Below are 16,810 nucleotides of genomic sequence, written 5' to 3'. Positions count from 1 at the left end.
CCGCCGATATGGCTAGGACGCCCATTGGCCATCAAGTATCGGCGGCTCGCACGCTCTCGGGGTGATCCGAGGCAACCCTTGGGCTAGGGCGCGAGCGAGCTTGGGGTTCGCGCGATCGGTAGAGAGCCCCCAGCGTCATCCCCGCTATCCACGGGAACGCATGAAAGGTAGTTCGGGAACTGCCAAATCTGTTGACGCCGATTCGCGGCGTTCTGTATGTGTTCTCGGCGCGTCGAAGGCGCTTCCTGTGCCCCCGCCGATGCGGAAGCACCCATACCGCCCTCGTAGCTGACGCTCGGGCGGCCCCAGCCTCGAAAGCCCTTCTATGCCCTGGACGTGCCCGCGAAAACGGGATCGCCGGCGTTCCCGCCGGTCCGCGACGCCCGTCGGCATAGCCGGCCGGCCGCGCATCCCTCGCCAGACCCAGAAACCTCCCGAGGCCTAGCTCGCCGCGTCAGCGGATGGCTGCCTCGCGCTTGGAGGCAGCCATGACCCGTCAGACCATCGAGAGCCGCATCCTCGGCAAGCGTCGCCCGCCGGCGGACCCCATCGATGTCGAGTTCCCCGTCGAAGCGGCCGACGACACCTACGTCGCCGCCTGCCTGAACGGCCTACGCCCCGCCCGCGACGTGCTTCCCACCGTGGCGCTCGCCGAAGCCCTTGGCCCCGCGGGTCTGCGCCGCCTGCGGGAAGCGGACGGCATCGCCGTCGTGGTCGAGGTTCCGAGCCCGGACTGGATCCCCGGCATCGAACTGGCGCTCCGGAGTCTCACCGATTTCGCCCACATCTGCTGCAGATCCGGCGCCTCACGCACTCAGGATAGACCGACGGAGGGCAATGAGAAGGTCGGGCGCCTGCTCTCGGACGGCGCGCGCGTCGCAGGCGTCTCGCAGAGCCCGGCGCGCTACCTGCCTGCGACCCTCGTCGCATCCGCCGACCTCTACGTCAGGATCGGGCCGATCTCCTGGCCAACCTGCGCCGGCCGACGCCGGTGAGCCGCTTCGACCTCGGTCGCTACACGCCCACGCACGCCGTCGGCGACAAGGCCGCGGAGGTCGGCGGTCACCGGCTCCCGCCCGGATCGGTCCTGACCTCCGCGACGAGGGTCTGCCCGCACTGCGTCGCGGAAGACCTCGCCCGGTTCGAGAACCCCACGAAGGCCCGGCCGTGGTCGAGGCTTGAATGGTTGCTGCTACCGGTCCGGGTCTGCGGCCGGCACGGGGCCGTGCTGGTCCACGTCGAGGCCGATGCGACGCTCCGGGCCGGTCACGACTTCTCGGCGACGTTGGCGCGCCGCGTGCTCCCCGTGCTCGACCGGCTCCGGGCGGAGGCTGAACCCGCCACTGGCACCGCCTTCGTGGACTGGTTCGTCGCCAGGCTCGATGGCATGCGCAATCCCGGCAACTGGCTCGACGACGTGCCCCTGCACGCCGCCTCGGCCTTCTGCGAGGGGCTCGGGACCTCGGTCCTTCACGGTCCGGGAACGCATCCCTCGGACATGGGCATGGCGGACCTCGCGCGGGCCGCGGAGGAGGGCTACCGCACCGCCGCGCAGGGGGCCGAGGCGGTCGGGAGCGCCCTCGACGGCATCGTCGGGCGCGTCCGTTTCGGGAAGCGCGGCTCCGTCGGCCATGGCAAGGTCTACGGGCGCGTCCACGCAGTCCTGCGGGCGAATCCCAAGGACGTCGCGTTCGAGAAATTCCGCCACGTCCTGCGGGAGCACGCCTTCGGGAGGCTCCCCATAAGCCCGGGGACCGCCTTCCTCGGCGTGCGGCTGGACGAGCGGCGCATGCACACGCAAAGGAGCGCCGCTTTTTCGAGCTCCCGGTCCGACGCCGGGCTGATCCGGCTGGTCGGCCCCGAGGCGGTCGCCGACGGGCGGCGGCTCTGGATCACCGTCGAGGAGTTCGGGAGGGTCGTCGCCGACGTCGAGGACCACCTCACGGCCAAGGACGTCGCCGCCAGGACCGGCTTCTCAGCGAAGCAGGTCGGGCACCTTGAGGAGGCGGGACTGCTGTCGCCCTTGCCCGAGGCCGACCGGAACGCGGGCTCGAAACGCCGATTCCTCCGTCCGGACGTCGACGCCTTCATGGCGAGGCTGTTTAGGAACGCGGTGCCGGTGGCCAACCCCGCCGAGCCGAGGATGACGATCGAGCGTGCGGCGCCCGGCTTGCGCGTCGGCACCGTCGAGATCCTGAACCTCATCCTCGACGAGCGGCTCGCATGGGTCGGACGCCATACGACGGGCGGACGCTACGGCGACCTCCTGATCGACCGCGACGAGCTATCCACGGTCCTCCAGGGCGCCGGCTCCCCCGACGACGTCACCGAGACCGAGGCGGCCGCCATGCTGGCCGGCGTGGACCCGGGGAGACTGTGGTGCCCGGTCAGGGAAGGGATGCTGGAATGGTCACCCGGATACCGCCCGCGCGATCCGCGGTCAGTGAGGGCGTTGACCAGGGCGAGCGTCGAGGCGTTCGCCTCGGAGTACGTCACCCTGAAGGAGGCGGCCGCCGTCCTGGGCCTCGCGCCCCAGCAGGCGATGCGTCGGCTCGCTGAAGCCGGCATCGGGGACGCGGCGGCGTACGACCGGGTCCGGATGAAGCTTTACCGACGCCGCGACCTGACGGCTTGCCTGTCGGCGGCCGACGCCGCATGACCGGCCGCGGCGTTCAGTGCATTCCGGGGGCGGCCGCCAAGGCCAGATCGAGGTCCGCCGGCGGATCGTACGACATCTGCATGATGCCGAAGGCCATGGCGGCGCAGCACATCCGGCTAGCGTCGTAACGGAGCTGGAACTCGGCAGCCTCCCAGGCATCGGCCGTGACGGGGGCGTCGCCCGAGATGTCGGCCCGGAGGACGTCGAGTTCCTTCCGGATGTGATCCGCGTCGAACGCGACCTCCGGAACGCGGGAGACAAAGTGTTGCAGCATCCGCGGGTCGACCGGGATCTGATGCTCGTCGAACCGGAACCAGCGTAGCCCCGTCGCCGGATCCGGGGGCGGGACGTTGTCGCGCTGGGCGCACATCGACATCATCTCGACCACGCTCTCGATGGCCTCCGCCCGCGTCGCGACGGGCTCGGGGGTTCCGACGATCCTCGGGATGCCGTGCGGCAGTCCCTTGAACTCCAGGTCGGCGTGCCAGCCGCCGCCTTCCTGGTACAGGTGGACGCCGGCTGCCTTGGAAAGCTGCCAGTACGCCTCGGCGGCGGCGTAGACGTTGCTCAGGGCTTCCACCCGCACGCCCGTCACGTCCACGAGCTGGCCCTTCAGCTGCCTGAGCAGGGACGCCGCCTTCGCCCGGTTCTGCGGATTGCTATGCTTGTAGCCCATGGCGAAGCCTCGTCCCGCCCACGGCGGGAGCGCCGGCCGGTCAAGCGATTCTCTGATCCCGGGCTGCAACCCAAAAACCGTCCGAAGCCTCATCACATGTGAGGTTGCGCAGAGCCTCGAAACATGTGCGGATCTTTGGTGTTCGAGGCACGCAACTATGGTGTTGCTTGCCTCTCATCCCCTACGTTCTCAACGCGGAACATTGGGTCGGCTATCAGCGCCCGGATACTCGACTCAGACCGGGTCGGCGCGCGGGGCCGCTTCAGTGTACCTTGGAACCGCGCGATATGGCGGGCCTCGCGGCGTCCTCGTGAAGCGAGGCCGCGAGCTGGCGTCCGAGTTCGTGCAGCAAGGCGTCGACCAGCAGCCGCAGCCGCGCCGCCTTGTCCGCGTCCAGGGAGCGGATCAGGTCGCAGGCCTCGATCGCATTGTCCGCGATGCGTTCCAACACGGACCCCGACGTCTCGAAGGCCGCGAGGAAGTGCGCGGGGCCATCGATGCGGCTGTCTGTCCGGCTGTCGGTCACGTCGATGACGATCCCGCGCCCGCGCATCCCACCATCTACGTCCCGCTCGTAGTGTCCGCGGGCGAGAACCCAGCGCACGACGCCCGGCGCGGGCAGGATGCGGTGCTCCCATACGAACAGCCCGCCTTCTTCCCGCACGCTGCGGCGGCGCTCTGGGTCCCGGGCCACGTCCTCGGGATGGAAGATTGAAAGGAGGTGCGCGCGCGAGATGCCTTCTGTGACCGCCGCGCCGGACAGCCCGAACATCCGTGCCATCACCTCGTCGGCGCGGACCCGGTCGGCGTCGACGTCTTCTTCCCACAGGCCGATGTCGAGCGTCGTGAGCGGCAGGGAGGCCGCCGAGAGATGGGCGTCCGCTGATCGGCGTGGCATGCTCTGTCCAGGTTCCAAGACCGCCGAAGGCATTTGAAACACAACCCAGGGCTGCGGAGCAATCCGAAAGGCAGCTTTCGTACGACGGGTCGAGGTGGCCATGCTGTGTTTGAGCGCGTCAGGCTAGGCATTGGCCGAAACGCGGCTTCGCGGGGCATGGGCTCAGGCTTCCCAGACAAGCTTCGCCCAGGTTTCGTGCACAGCCGCTTGCATCTGCCGCGGCAGCGCTCGACGCATGCCAGCTCTCGGATCCGGACCATGCCAGCTGCGCGGATTGCGATCGTCGCTTCCGGTAGGCGGCCATTCGTGGCTAGCCCGGAAAATCAAAGCAGGCTCAGAAGCGGAAGCTGACCCGCTCCACGCAACCGGACGTTCAGACTACGACCCATGTCAGCCATGAGAACGAGTGTCGGCGCTTGCCAAAAGCAGACACTTGCGAAGTATCAAAAGTTTGTATTTGGCGTACATAGTAACAAATCATTGAACGCCCTTAGAGGCTAATCTGCTTGTGGCGCGGTTATCTATACACGCACATCAAAAAGATTTAAAGCACCAATAAACATAGCAGATTTGATGCCGTATTGATGTGCTGGATCAGAGCCTTGGGCTTATCGAGCCATCGAAGGCGCTGCGGGGGAAGAGGGAGGCGAGAACCACGGCACGAGCGCGTGAATGCGGGGCAGCTCTCGCTGGATGATCGCGGCCCGAGCCAGCTCGGCGATCCGGGGTGCCAATGAGACCAGATAACCTCGGCGCGTGACCAGCAGCGGCTCCCGGGAAAACCCCGGACCGGGCAGGGGCAGGACGCTGACGTGGCTGGCATGCGCGATGCCCTGCAGCAGGCACAGGGGCGTGGTGATGGCGACCCCCATGCCGGTCGCCACCATCGCGACGAGACTGTCCGACGTGTCGAACTCGAACGCCCGTGGAGGCCGGAGACCCGAGCGGCTGAGGTGCCGTTCGACCTGCCCGCCGACATAGGAGCGCTCGCTGTGCCGGACGCGACGATGCTTCTCGAAGATCGCGGCCAATTCCTGCCCTTCGAGTTCCTCCCTGAGCCCGCGCGGCACGACCAGCACGTAGGGCTCCCGGTAGAACGGAAACCGCTCGATGTCGTCGAGGTCGGACATCTATCGCAGGTGATCGCGGCGTCGATGGACCGGCGGAGGAGCGCCTCGGAATGGGCCGCCCTGCCACCGTTCTGACGCCACGGTCGCTGAAGGACGAGCGCTTCGCTCGATCGCGCCAGCAGTGGATGCCGAGCGTCAGAACCGCCCCCCGGATGAAGACTTCGGCGGCATCGGGAAAAGATCGATGGCACCCCTGAACGGCATGTGCCTGCTGACAGGTCTCGCCCAGGTCAGCGCTCGCGTCGCGGGTGCCGGCGCCGCCTTCCGCCGAGCGTTCGGTGCACCGGCTGCGCGCCTACGCGACGCGAAGGTCCACCTCCGCAGCGAGCAGCGGGAGATACTCCGCTATCGGCCGTGGCATGCCGCGCAGATAGCCCTGCATCTCCGCGCAGCGGTGCCGCCGCAGGAATGCGAGCTGCTCCTCCGTCTCGATCCCTTCGGCGATAACCGGGACGCCGAGGCTCTCGCCGAGGCTGATGATCGCGCGCACGATCGCGCCACCCTTGCTCGTGACGCCGACTTGGCCCACGAACGAGCGATCGATCTTGATCTTGTCGAAGGGGAATGACTGCAGCGTGGCCAGCGACGAGTAGCCGGTCCCGAAATCGTCCATGGAGATGCGCACCCCGAGCGCCTTGAGGTCGCCCAGCACCTCCTGCGAGCGCGCCGCGCTATTGAGGAACAGGCTCTCGGTCACCTCCAGTTCCAGGCGATCGGGCCGCAGTCCCGTCTCCGCGAGCGCTTGCCTGACCACGTCGCACAGGTCGGCCTGCCGGAACTGCGCAATCGAGAGGTTGACGGCGATGCCGAGGGGCAGCCCCCAGGTTGCAGCCTCGCGGCAGGCCTCCCGCAGCACCCATTCGCCGAGCGGCAGGATCGCGCCTGTCTCCTCGGCGAGCGGCACGAACAGTGTCGGCGGGATCGCTCCCCGGATCGGGTGCGTCCAGCGCAGGAGGGCCTCGAAGCCGCAGGCGCGGCCCGTGGCGACCTCGAACTGCGGTTGGTAATGCAGCGCGAACTGCGGGGTGCCGATGGCCGCGCGTAGGTCGAGCGCCAGCTGATGCCGTTCGCGCGCCGCGGCGTCCATCTCCGGCTTGAAGAAACGGTAGCCCCCCTTGCCGTCACGCTTGGCGCGCACCAACGCCATGTCGGACGCGGAGAGAAGGCGTTCGCAGGTGTCGCCGTCGCGCGGGAACGAAGCGATTCCGACGCTGCAGCCGACGTCGATCCGCCGCTCGCCGTCCGCGAAGGGCGCGCCCAGCGCGTCGATGACGGCCCGTGCGGTCGTGGCGGGCGTCCTGCGGCCATCGAGGCCGGTCGCGAGCACGGCGAACTCGTCGCCTCCCAGGCGCGCGGCGACGCAGCGTTCGCCCAGCAGCCCCCGCAGTCGTTTGGCGACCTCGACGAGCAGGCGGTCCCCGGCGGGATGGCCGAACAGGTCGTTCACCTGCTTGAACCCGTCGAGGTCGAGGCAGAGGAGCGCGGCCTCCTGCCCCGTCCCGGCGCAGATCGCCAGCTCGCGGGCTACCACGTCCGCGAACTGCACGCGATTCGGCAGCTCGGTCAGGGCGTCGTGCCGCGCGAGGAAGCCGAGGCGCTCCTCGCTCCTGCGGCGCTCCGTGACGTCCTCGTGCGTGCAGATCCACCCCCCGCCGGGAACGGGCACGCGCATGACGCTGACGTCCCGGTCGTCGGACAGGCGGACGACGGAGGCCGTCAACGAAGGGGCGTCCGAACCCGGCGGGGTGACGACCATGTCCCAGTCGCCTCCCGCTTCCCCCCGCAGCGACAGGACGACCCGGCGGAGGTCTTCCGCCTTCGCGCCTGGCTCGCGAAGATGGCGCGGGACCGCGTACAGTTCGGCGAAGCGCTGGTTCATGACGACCAGCCGCCTGTCGGCGTCGAAGAGGCAGAGGCCCTGGATCATGTTGTCGAGCGCGAAGCCGAAGCGCTCGCAATGCTCACGCAGGTCGCGTTCGCCGCGGGCGCGCTCCTCGGCGGCGGCGGCGCGCCGCAAGGCGCGGGCCTGACGGAGGAAGAGGGCGGACAGGGCGGCGATGCATGACACCAGGAGCGCCGCCGACGCGCCGACGACGAAAGCCTGGCGCCGGACGGGGGCGAGGCTCGCCTCCACCGTCCGGCTGACGCTGAGGATGAGCGGGTAGCGGGCGAGGGCCTTCGTCGCGACGAGGCGCTCGTGGCCGTCGATCGGGCTGACGTTGCGCAGGACGCCGCCCGCCCGGTCCCGCGCGGCGATCAGCGCAGCCGCCGCGGTGGGCAGGACCTTGCCGATCGTGGCCGCCCGGTGCGGGTGGCGCACGAGCAGCATGCCGTCGTCGCGGAAGACCGAGACGACGGCGTCGTCGGTCGGCGAGATCTGCCGGTAGAGGCCCTCGAAGTAGCCGAGTTCTACCGCGCCGAGCACGAGGCCGAGGAACGTCCCGTCGGAGGCTGAGACCTTGCGGGCGACGTAGATCGTCCATGCGCCGTCGCCGCGATTCCGAACCGGTCGGCCGACGAAACGTCCGCGCCCCGGGTCCGCGGCGAGCGCCTTGAAGTAGTCTCGGTCCGCGATGTTGACGTCGGGGATCGGCCAGTAGCGGCTGAAGTTCAGCAGTTTGCCGGCGTGGTCGACGATCGTGATCGCGTTGACCTGCGGGAGCGCGGCGATGCGGGCCCTGAGGGCCAGGTGGAGGTCCTGCCGGCCCGCCGCCGCCGCGTACTCCTCGGACGTGGCGACGCCCGCCTCGCGCAAGCCGTCGATGACGGCATCCTGCACCATCTCCATCGCCTGCAGGGAGCGGTCGGCCTGGTCGGCGAGGACGGCCGAAAGCCCGACCAGGCCGCGCTCGACGTCCTGAACGGCCTGCCGGTTCATGTCGACCACGAGCAGCGCCGCGGCCGACGCGATCGCCAGGGCCAATGCGGCCAGCGCGGCGGCGAGAGCCGCGCCGGGGCGAAGCGCGGAGGCGAGCATCGACCGAGGTCCCGGCACCGGCAACAGGCTCCCCTTATGTCTTCGCACGTCCCGGCTGCCTTCTGGGGCCGGGTGCGTTGAGAATCTTACCGGTCGATCGACTTCCCCTGGCCGAGCCTCGAATACGATGAACCATGCGTTACGGTGGTGCTCGAAGCGCTCCCCGCGACCCGCGCGACCTTCGGTTCGGAGACCGGCACCGGCCGCGATGGCGCCCAATGCGTCCTCCGGCGCCGTCGCGCGCGCGTGATGGCGCCGGGCGCGCTTGACGCCCGGCTATCCTGCCACGTCCATGGCGGGTGCGGGGGGGGCGGCGCGAGATCCGTCGACCGGCATGAAATTGGAGCGGGTTGGAGATGGCTACGTCAGAGGCCGGCATGATCAGGGCCGACCTGCGCTTGCCCGACGTCCCGGGCCTCGATGATGCCGGGCTCGCGCATTGGTTCCCGGGCTTCGACGGGCAATGGACGGAGCAGACCAAGACGTTGCTGCGGGCGCATGGCGCCACCGGACTGGACCTGAACGCGAATTGGGCCGGCGTGCCGGCCGACTGGCACTGCACATGCTGTCGCAGGCCCAAGCCGATGATCGTGCGCAAGGCACGGAACGGGGTCCTGCTCGCGCATCTCGACCTGCATCACGACCACCTCCGGGATCACCTGCAGAGCCTGGTCGGCGCATGGGTGGGCGTCTCCCGGGTGGAGGGCGCCGGCGCCGGGTCGGCCCATGCCGGCGAGCACATGCGTGCGCTGGTGGTGCGCTTCCGCGACACGCTCGTTTGCGACGCGTGCAACGCGGCGGACGGCACCGCGAAGCGGCTGCTGGGATCGGAGATCCACCCCGCCTTCTCCTTCTCCCCGGCTGAGATCGGCCGGTTCATCCGGCCGCGGTCCAATGCGCTCCACGAGGTCGACGTGGAGGCGGCCTGCCGCACCTGGAGCGAGGTCAGGCATGGTTTCGAGGACCGGCTGGCGTTCGCCGCGCTCCTGGTCGAGCGGCTGGCCTCGGGGAGTTTCGCTCAGGAGCGCGGGCCGGACGCGGTCATGGCGTTCGCCAGGCCGGCGGACGAACGAATGATCGACCGTTGGGTCCGCGACGACCCGGACCTGCATGCGATGCGGACCTGGCAATTGGGGATCGAGGCGCGGTTGCGCGCCAGGTCCGTGCGCCGCGACGCTGTCGGCAACTCGGGACGGGCGCGCAAGCCGGTCGCCGGGCGGCGTCCCACCGCCGCCGACATCGCCGCGTTCGAGAGACAGGCCGGGAAGGGCTGGCAGCGGACGCCGCCCGATTGGGCCTGCCCGTGCTGCGGCCGTGGCAAGCCCGCGATCCTGCGTATCTCCGGCGGCGGCAAATGGTTCGCGGAGCTGCGCACCCATTCGCATCTTGAGCTGGAGACCGACCCGCAGAGCCGGGAGTTCAGGCATGCGCTCTACGGCCACGGCGGCGCCGGGCTCGTCGTGGCGTTGCGCCGGCAGGTATACGTCTGCTCGGACTGCGGCGACGTCTCCTCCAGGCTGCAGTCCGCCCGCCCCGTCGTGGATCGGAGACCTACGCTGACGCTGGAGGACATGCGCGAATGCCTCGGCGAGGTGCGCGACAACGAGAAGCCCGAGATCGATGTCGCGAAGGCGGAGGCGTGCGACCGGGCCAATCTGGCCTTGGCCGTGGCCGAGGCCGAGTTCGTCCGCCATCGGTCGCTGGCCATCGATCTCTGGGTCCTGCGGCTGAAGTTCGGCAGGCACCCCGACATCGCCGCCGCCCTGACGGGCCGGGCCCGGTCGGAAGGGCTCGACGTCGAGGCCATCCCGGCCGCGATGCGTTGGCTCCTGCGGCAAGGGGAGGCGCTTCATGCCGCGCATGTGCAGGAGATCGAGCAGGGCCGGCCCGCCGGGTGATCGGCCGTACGGACGAGGGCGGTTCGGGACCGGGGGCGGCACCCCGGTCGCCGCGCCCGCGCTGGACCTGTTCCCCGGGCCGGTCATGCCCCGCCTTCCGCGGCGGCGGCCGTCATCGGGGAAGCCACTATTTAGAGGCAGGTGGCGCTCGTGGCATCGACGACGCAGGATGCTACTTCCCGCAGCGTCTTCGCCCACTGAGCGCGGAGGCTTGAAGCGGCGCCCGAACGCTCAGAGATCTGGGGGCTGCATGTCCGCGTCCTGGAGAACCTCGATCGTCCGCCGGTCGAACAGAAGCGTCGTCGGCCCCTGCCCGCGGTCGAGCCGTGCGCACGGCCGGATCCTGTCGCTCAGCAGGTGCCGGATGGCCCGCGCGCGATCGTGGTGGCGGGACCCGCGGCGCAGGGCCCGCGACGCGTCGTCGAAGGTCATATGGTCCGCGGTCCGGCGACCCACCGTCGGGACATCGTACCGCAACGACGCCGCCAGGCGTTCGAGGGCGCTCCGGACGAAGCGACCGCGGGTCGCCTCGCCTTCGGCCCAAGGGACCCGCGGGAGGATGTCCATACCCGCAAGCGCCGACAGCGTCCGCGTGTCGAGGTCGAGGATGCGCCTCGCCTCGGGGACCGACACGGAGGCTTCGACCGCGTCCCTGAGCCTGGCGAACTCCTCCGCGCTGCATTCTCGCTCGCCCGCGGCGGCGAGGCCGGCGTGCCGCAAGAGACGATCCAGGATCGTCGGGTCGAGGCCGAGCCGGCGCCCCAGGGCGAGGCGGTGCTCCTGGACCACCGGCGCGAGGGTCTCCCCGAGCAGGGGGAGCTCGCGCGACACGACCCAGGCGGATCGGACGTGGGACAGGAGCGCGTCCCTGATCGGACCGGTCGCATCGCCGGGATGCGCTTCGAGCCAGCCCAGCAGCGGGTCGAGCAACCGGCGCAGGCGCCGGCCGTCGAGGTGGGGAGACGGTGGCTCCAGCCCGAGGAGGCCGGCCCGCAGCGCGCGGCCCCCGTCCCCGACAAGGCCGAAGCCGAGGGTCGCGCGCGCGCGGTCGACCTGCGGGCTGCTCCTGGACGCCGAACGAGGGCTCAGCGTCTCGCCGACCGCCAGGACGCATGAGAGCGCGTCGGTGAGCGGCATGGCGTCGAGGATCGCGGCGGGACGCGCCGGACCGAAGCCCAGCCGACCGACCAGGTAGGCTTCCCAGCCCGCGTCGGGGGCCGAGGCCCCCGACGCGGCGAGAAGGTCGTGACCGCAGGACGAGCACAGGCGCGGGGGGCGATCGCGCCATGCGAGGGGCGATCCGCATCCCGGGCAGGCGTCGAGCAAGGCGCAGCCATGGCGTTCGCAGCGGTCGACGGCCCGAAGGTCCCACCACGTCCGACGGTACTTCCAGAGCGTTGCTGCGTCATCATCGCCGTTTGAATCCTGTACCAGGCACGGGATGCAGACGCGCTTCGAAGGCGCCCAGCCCCGGAACGGCACGACGAAGCCGCCGAGCCGCATGCCGCGGGCCTCCCGCACGAACGTCGCGTCGGTCAACGACCGGGCTTCCAGGCCGAGCAACTCGCCGACCCGGTCCACGCCTACGCCGTGCCGCAAGGCCTTGCGATCGATTCCCAGCGAGCGGGCCAGCCGGTCGCCGTCGGCATCGCCCAAACGGGCGGCCAGCCGCTCGAACGCCTCGTACGCGGGCTCCCCCGGCCGCGGCGGAACGCGGATCGCATGTGGCATGGTGATGGCGTGCTGACGAAACCGGCCTGACGCCCGATCCCAAGGGTGGTTCCCCCTTCGGCGTCAAGCCTTCAGCCGCGCGGCCCGGCTAGGGGCAGCTCCACCCATCCGCGCGCCGAGGCAAGATCGGGCACCGGGAAGAAGGGCCGGCCGGCGGCGTCGCGCCCCGTCCACGGCTGGCGAGCGACGTCCGCGAGCGGGCCGGCCGACGGGGCCGGGACCGCACGGTTGCGTCGCTTCTCGTCCTGACCCGATCCCTGGCCGACCCGGCCGGGGCGACGCCCGCATCGGCGGCGCTGCGGCGATGAAGGTCATCGACCCTCGAACCGCGGCTCCATGCCGAGGCCACCCGATACGTGCCGTCGCGGCGGCCGGGCACGGTTCCTCGCGTCGGATCTCCGCCGCCGCCAGTCGCCGGCGCGCGCTCCCCCGGAATCGACGCTTCGGTGACAGGCCTCTATAGACGCGCCGCGCCCAGGGGCGGGCGATCCCCCCGCCGATGACGGAACGGAAGGACAGGATGCAGACGCAGCACGGTCTCGCGGGGGCCAACACCGAGGCGTCGTTGCGGTTTCATCGCTTTCACGAGAGGCTCAACCGTTCCCTCAAGACGCAGGTCATCGGGCTGGGGATGCTTAAGGACGCGATCGACAAGGGCGAGACCCGCGACGGCATCAAGGAGATCCTGTACGCCCAGAACGACCTCTGGGGCGGGATGCCGGACTGGGGCCGCCCGCAAGAGCTGATCGACGAGGGGAGGCTGGATATCGGGCGAGCGGGCGTCGTTCGCGGCTTCTCGGCGTTCGACCTGTTCCTGGACAACCTGAGCGCCGAGCTGGAGAGCTACGGCCGCTTCCGCGGGGCCAAGCCGAAGCCCAAGGGGCGTCTCCCTGCCAGGCAGGGTGGCGACGGCACCGACGACGGAGCGGCCGCGGCCGAGGCTGGGCTGACCAGATACTATGAGCGGATCGGCGCCGACCTCGACGGCGTCAAGTTCCTGCTGCCCCTGTACGTATACTTTCGCGTCGCTCGCAACTGCATCGCGCACCGCGACGCGATCGCGAGCGGCGCGGCGGAAGACCTCTCGCGAGGGGACGGGATCCGAGATGCGCTGGAGGCGTGGCCGGATCACACCGACGATATGCGCGTGCCGGAGATACTGCCGCTCAAGGAAGGTGCGGAGATCCTCTTCACCCACAGGCAGGCCCTCTCGAACTCTTCGATCCTGAGGCTGATAGCCATGGACGTCAACGAGAAGGCCTTGACCATATTGGGGGTCGAGGGCGTCGTTTACGCCGCGGCAAAACGCTTGCTTTCCATTCCGTCGGCGAACGATCCCGAGATCAGGAGAAGCATGCCGGCGACGATAAATTACATACTCTCGGATCGGTACAGGGTCAGGAATGTCGACTCGTTGGGTGCATCCAGGATCCTGTCCTCGCTCGGCATGAGCAAGAGGTGCGAGCGAAGGTTCCAGTCGCTTGTGGGTCCTGCAGGGATCGGCGGTGGCTGACGGGGCGCCGCGATCGGCGACGGACGGGCCGGCGCCGTGGGCCCGTCGGGCGCCCGTGACCCTTTTCTGCCGCTGGGCGGCGCCCCTGGCGAGGGCGTGAGCCGGCACCGCTGCGTCCGCCGTGGTTCGCATCGGCGCACCTTGCCGACGGACGGGAACTCGATCCGGGGGACCCGGCCGCGGCGCCGGGGCGCGCGTCCGCCGAAACCTCGCGTCCTGCCGTCGATGAACGCCTCGGTCGGACGATGGCCGGGCCACGCACACGTCCCCGGGCAGCCGCTGCTGGCGAGATCCGGATTCGGCGCCCGGTCACTTCATGTACGTCCGGATCGCCTTGATCAGGACGCTCGCCCCGTCGGCTCGGCCCGGATCCGGGTCGGTCGCCGGGTCCGCCAGGGTCCGGCGGACGTGCCGTTCCATCACCTCGGCCGTCAGGCCGTCGATCGCCCCGCTCAACGCCGACAGGAGCATGAGCAGCTCCAGGGTGTCGCCCTCGTCGACGATCGACCGCTCCACGGCCCCAGCCTGTCCCATGACCCGGCGGATGCGCGCGACGAGCTTCGCCTTGCCTGCGTCCGTATCCCCCACGTCACGGTCCTCCCGCCGCACCATAGGCTGAGCCGGACGGGGCCGTCGACCCTGGGGCGACAGGGCGGCGGGAGGCGCCGATGCGGGAGACCGGGAGGGCCGGCGCCCGGCATCCGTGGGCCCGTGGCGGACCGGACGCGCCGCGGGCGAGCGGGGAGGCGACGCCGCTCCGCGAAGGGGCATGCCCGGTCATCGTCCCCGCGGGCCGAAGGGGACTCCCGACCTAGCCGAGCATCGGGGGGCATCGTCCGCGGCCCCGTCGCGCCGGGCTTTCCAGTGCGGCGGCCGAATGCGCTATCGAATGGGTAGGCGATGCCGGCCTATCCTTTGGGCCTGGGCGAACGATTGCTGCCCTGGGTCGGAGGGACGGCATGGCCGGTACGATGCGGGTGCGGGCCGAGGGGCCCTGGAGCGACCTCGCCCTGCATACGATCGGGTGGAAGGCCTTCCAGGATCTATGCGCGCAGGTCTGCGAGGAGGTGCTGCGGCGCCCGGTCCAGGTCTATCGGGAGGCGCAGGACGGCGGGCAGGACGCGGTGTTCCTGTCGGGGCCGGGCGGCGGCCACGACGCGACGATCCAGTGCAAGCACTCCGCGGACGGACGGAGGCGCCTGAGGGTGGGGGACATCGCCGCGGAGCTCGCCAGCGTCGACCGGCTCGTCGCCCTGGGGCAGGCGAAGACCTACATCCTGATGACCAGCATGGGCGTGGACGCCCCGGTGGCTTGCGCGATACGCGCGCGGCTTCGTGCGCGGGGCGTCGCGAGGCCGCACGTCCTCGGCCGGGAATGGCTGATCCGGTCGATACGTGCGCGCGCCCGCCTGCGCGCCCTCGTCCCGCAGGTCTACGGCCTCGGCGACCTCGGGGCGATCCTGGACGAGCGCATGGCGGCGCAGTCGCGCGCGCTGCTGGAGCAGTGGCTGCCGAAGCTGCGTTCGTACGTGCCGACCGAGGCGCACCGCCGTGCCGTCCACGCCCTGAACGAGCACGGAGCCGTCCTGCTCCTTGGCAACCCCTCGGCGGGCAAGTCGACCATCGGCGCCATCCTCTCGGCGATGGCGAGCGAGGAGGCGGGCTGCACGGTGCTGCACCTGACCGGGCCGCGGGAGCTCGGTGACGGCTGGAATCCGAATGATCGGAAGCGCTTCTTCTGGATCGACGACGCTTTCGGCCCGAACGTCATGCGGGACGAGTACGTCCAGGACTGGAGTTCCGCCTTCCGGAAGATCGAGGCGGCCCTGTCGCACGGCAACCGCTTCCTGCTCACCTCGCGCCGCCACATCTACCAGCGCGCCAAGCCGCTCCTTGGGCAGCGCAACCTCGCCGCCTTCGTCGACGGGCGGGCGGTCGTCGACGTCGGTGCGCTCACGGGTGCCGAGAGGGCGCAGATCCTGTACAACCACGTCGCGTTCGGCGGCCAGGCGCCGGCATGGAAGGCGTCGGTCAAGCCCTGCCTCGACGCCGTGGCCGAGGTCGACGGCTTCCTGCCCGGGGTCGCCGAGCGTCTCGGCGACCCGGCGTTCACGCGGGGCCTGCGGCCGACCGTGGAGGGTCTCCTCCGGTTCATGCGCGAGCCGCGCGAGCACCTCGTCGAGACCATCGGCTCCCTGGGCGACACGCTGCGCGCCGCCCTGATGCTCGTCTACGTCCATCAGGGGCGACTGTCGGCCGACGGCTGGGACGACGACACGAGCCGGGCCGTGGCGGACCTGCTCGGCGTCCGCCTGGCCGACGTGCGCAACCGCATCGCCGAGCTGGCGGGCTCGTTCGTCGTCGAGCGGTCGGCCGGCGGCGGAACCTGGACGTTCTCCCATCCGACCATCGGCGACGCCCTGACCGAGATCCTGCGCGGGCAGGCCCACATGGTCGCGGCGCTGCTGCGCGGCATCGCCCCCGAGAACATCCTGTCCGGTTTCGTCTCGGAGGGGATGCCGGCCGCCAGGGACGCCGGCATCATCCCGGCGTCGATGAACGACGTCGTCGCCGCCAGGATCGCCGGAGTGGAGGACAGGCAGGACACCAACCGCTCGCTGTTCCTCTTTCTGGCGCGCCGGGCCAGCGATGACCTGCTCGCCCGCGTGGTCGCGGCGGACCCGGGACTCCTGGACAGGGCGACCTGGCGGACCGAGCGCGCCGCCGACGACCCGTGGCTCAATCTCGTCGCGCGGGCGCACCGGCTTCGTCTCCTCCCGGAGACGGTCCGGGCCCGGGCGGCGGCCGAGCTCGCAGCCGCGGCCGTCGACGGCTTCGAGCTCTCGTTCCTGCCGGATCCCGGTTTCCTGGCGCTGTTGCCGCCCGGCGGCCTCGTCGCGCTCGGGCTGGAACTCAGGACGCGCGCCCTGCCGGCGGTCGCCGGCCTGATCCGGCAGGCGGCGGCCACGGCCGATCCCGAGGAGGACCCTGACAGGAACTTCGAGCGCTTCGAGGAGGGGTTCGGCGCGCTCGCCGACATCGGCGTGCTCGACGACGGGGCCGAGGAACTCATCGAGGAGGCGCGCGACCTCATGGCGGAAGCCGTCCACGATCTAGTGCAGCGACGGCGGGAGCGGCACGCCCTGACCGAGCCCGGCGACGAGGAGGAGGAATGGGCCTTCGCCTCCGCGACCACGATCCCCGAGATCGCCGCCGCCCCGCCGCCGCCGCGGGAGCGGCCTCGGAGGTCGATCTTCAGCGACGTCGACCGAACCGATCCGACGGACGGCCGGTGAGACGCGCCGGTTCGGCCGGTTCGGCGGCCGCA

General features: G+C 70.6%; 11 protein-coding genes. 5 read left to right on the top strand and 6 right to left on the bottom strand.

Features of this window, described 5'->3' with window-relative positions; genetic code table 11:
- The first annotated feature begins 488 nt into the window (after positions 1–488).
- Positions 489–995, top strand: coding sequence for a hypothetical protein (locus A3862_RS06655; RefSeq protein WP_043075217.1), 507 nt, complete (start codon positions 489–491; stop codon positions 993–995).
- Positions 992–2,659 carry a TniQ family protein gene (locus A3862_RS06650; protein WP_071000291.1) on the top strand — a complete coding sequence of 556 codons (1,668 nt, stop codon included), beginning with the start codon at positions 992–994 and terminating at the stop codon, positions 2,657–2,659. Before A3862_RS06655 ends, A3862_RS06650 begins: the two co-directional genes overlap by 4 nt.
- 13 nt (positions 2,660–2,672) lie before the next feature.
- Here the strand turns inward: A3862_RS06650 and A3862_RS06645 are convergent, their stop codons facing one another.
- The 4 genes from A3862_RS06645 to A3862_RS32465 form a co-directional block, all read right to left on the bottom strand.
- On the bottom strand, positions 2,673–3,335 hold the full coding sequence (locus tag A3862_RS06645) for a hypothetical protein (protein WP_043075220.1): 663 nt from the start codon (positions 3,333–3,335) through the stop codon (positions 2,673–2,675).
- 262 nt (positions 3,336–3,597) lie between these two features.
- Positions 3,598–4,335: a PAS domain-containing protein gene (locus A3862_RS06640; protein WP_236961832.1), complete on the bottom strand. Its 738-nt coding sequence runs from the start codon at positions 4,333–4,335 to the stop codon at positions 3,598–3,600.
- Between the two features lie 506 nt (positions 4,336–4,841).
- Positions 4,842–5,363: a LysR substrate-binding domain-containing protein gene (locus A3862_RS06635; RefSeq protein WP_107645319.1), complete on the bottom strand. Its 522-nt coding sequence runs from the start codon at positions 5,361–5,363 to the stop codon at positions 4,842–4,844.
- 295 nt (positions 5,364–5,658) lie between these two features.
- A complete protein-coding gene (locus A3862_RS32465) occupies positions 5,659–8,559 on the bottom strand; it encodes a bifunctional diguanylate cyclase/phosphodiesterase (RefSeq protein WP_269467569.1) in 2,901 nt (966 codons plus the stop codon).
- 158 nt (positions 8,560–8,717) lie between these two features.
- Here A3862_RS32465 and A3862_RS06625 point away from each other — a divergent pair, with 158 nt between their 5' ends.
- Complete coding sequence (locus A3862_RS06625; protein WP_052517002.1) at positions 8,718–10,238, top strand: hypothetical protein; 1,521 nt, start codon at positions 8,718–8,720, stop codon at positions 10,236–10,238.
- Between the two features lie 231 nt (positions 10,239–10,469).
- On the opposite strand, the gene A3862_RS06620 is transcribed toward A3862_RS06625, so the two are convergent.
- Positions 10,470–11,969, bottom strand: coding sequence for a TniQ family protein (locus A3862_RS06620; RefSeq protein WP_071000293.1), 1,500 nt, complete (start codon positions 11,967–11,969; stop codon positions 10,470–10,472).
- A gap of 499 nt (positions 11,970–12,468) precedes the next feature.
- Here A3862_RS06620 and A3862_RS06615 point away from each other — a divergent pair, with 499 nt between their 5' ends.
- Entirely contained in the window at positions 12,469–13,482 is a 1,014-nt protein-coding gene (locus tag A3862_RS06615; protein WP_043075223.1) for a hypothetical protein, read from the top strand.
- Between the two features lie 309 nt (positions 13,483–13,791).
- On the opposite strand, the gene A3862_RS06610 is transcribed toward A3862_RS06615, so the two are convergent.
- On the bottom strand, positions 13,792–14,070 hold the full coding sequence (locus A3862_RS06610) for a metal-sensing transcriptional repressor (protein WP_043343706.1): 279 nt from the start codon (positions 14,068–14,070) through the stop codon (positions 13,792–13,794).
- 371 nt (positions 14,071–14,441) lie between these two features.
- On the opposite strand from A3862_RS06610, the gene A3862_RS06605 reads away from it, so the two are divergent.
- Entirely contained in the window at positions 14,442–16,778 is a 2,337-nt protein-coding gene (locus tag A3862_RS06605; RefSeq protein WP_043075224.1) for a restriction endonuclease, read from the top strand.
- Positions 16,779–16,810: the final 32 nt, after the last annotated feature.

This window comes from Methylobacterium sp. XJLW (genome assembly GCF_003254375.1).
GTDB lineage: Bacteria > Pseudomonadota > Alphaproteobacteria > Rhizobiales > Beijerinckiaceae > Methylobacterium > Methylobacterium fujisawaense.
This window is presented reverse-complemented; position numbering and strand designations above follow the sequence as displayed.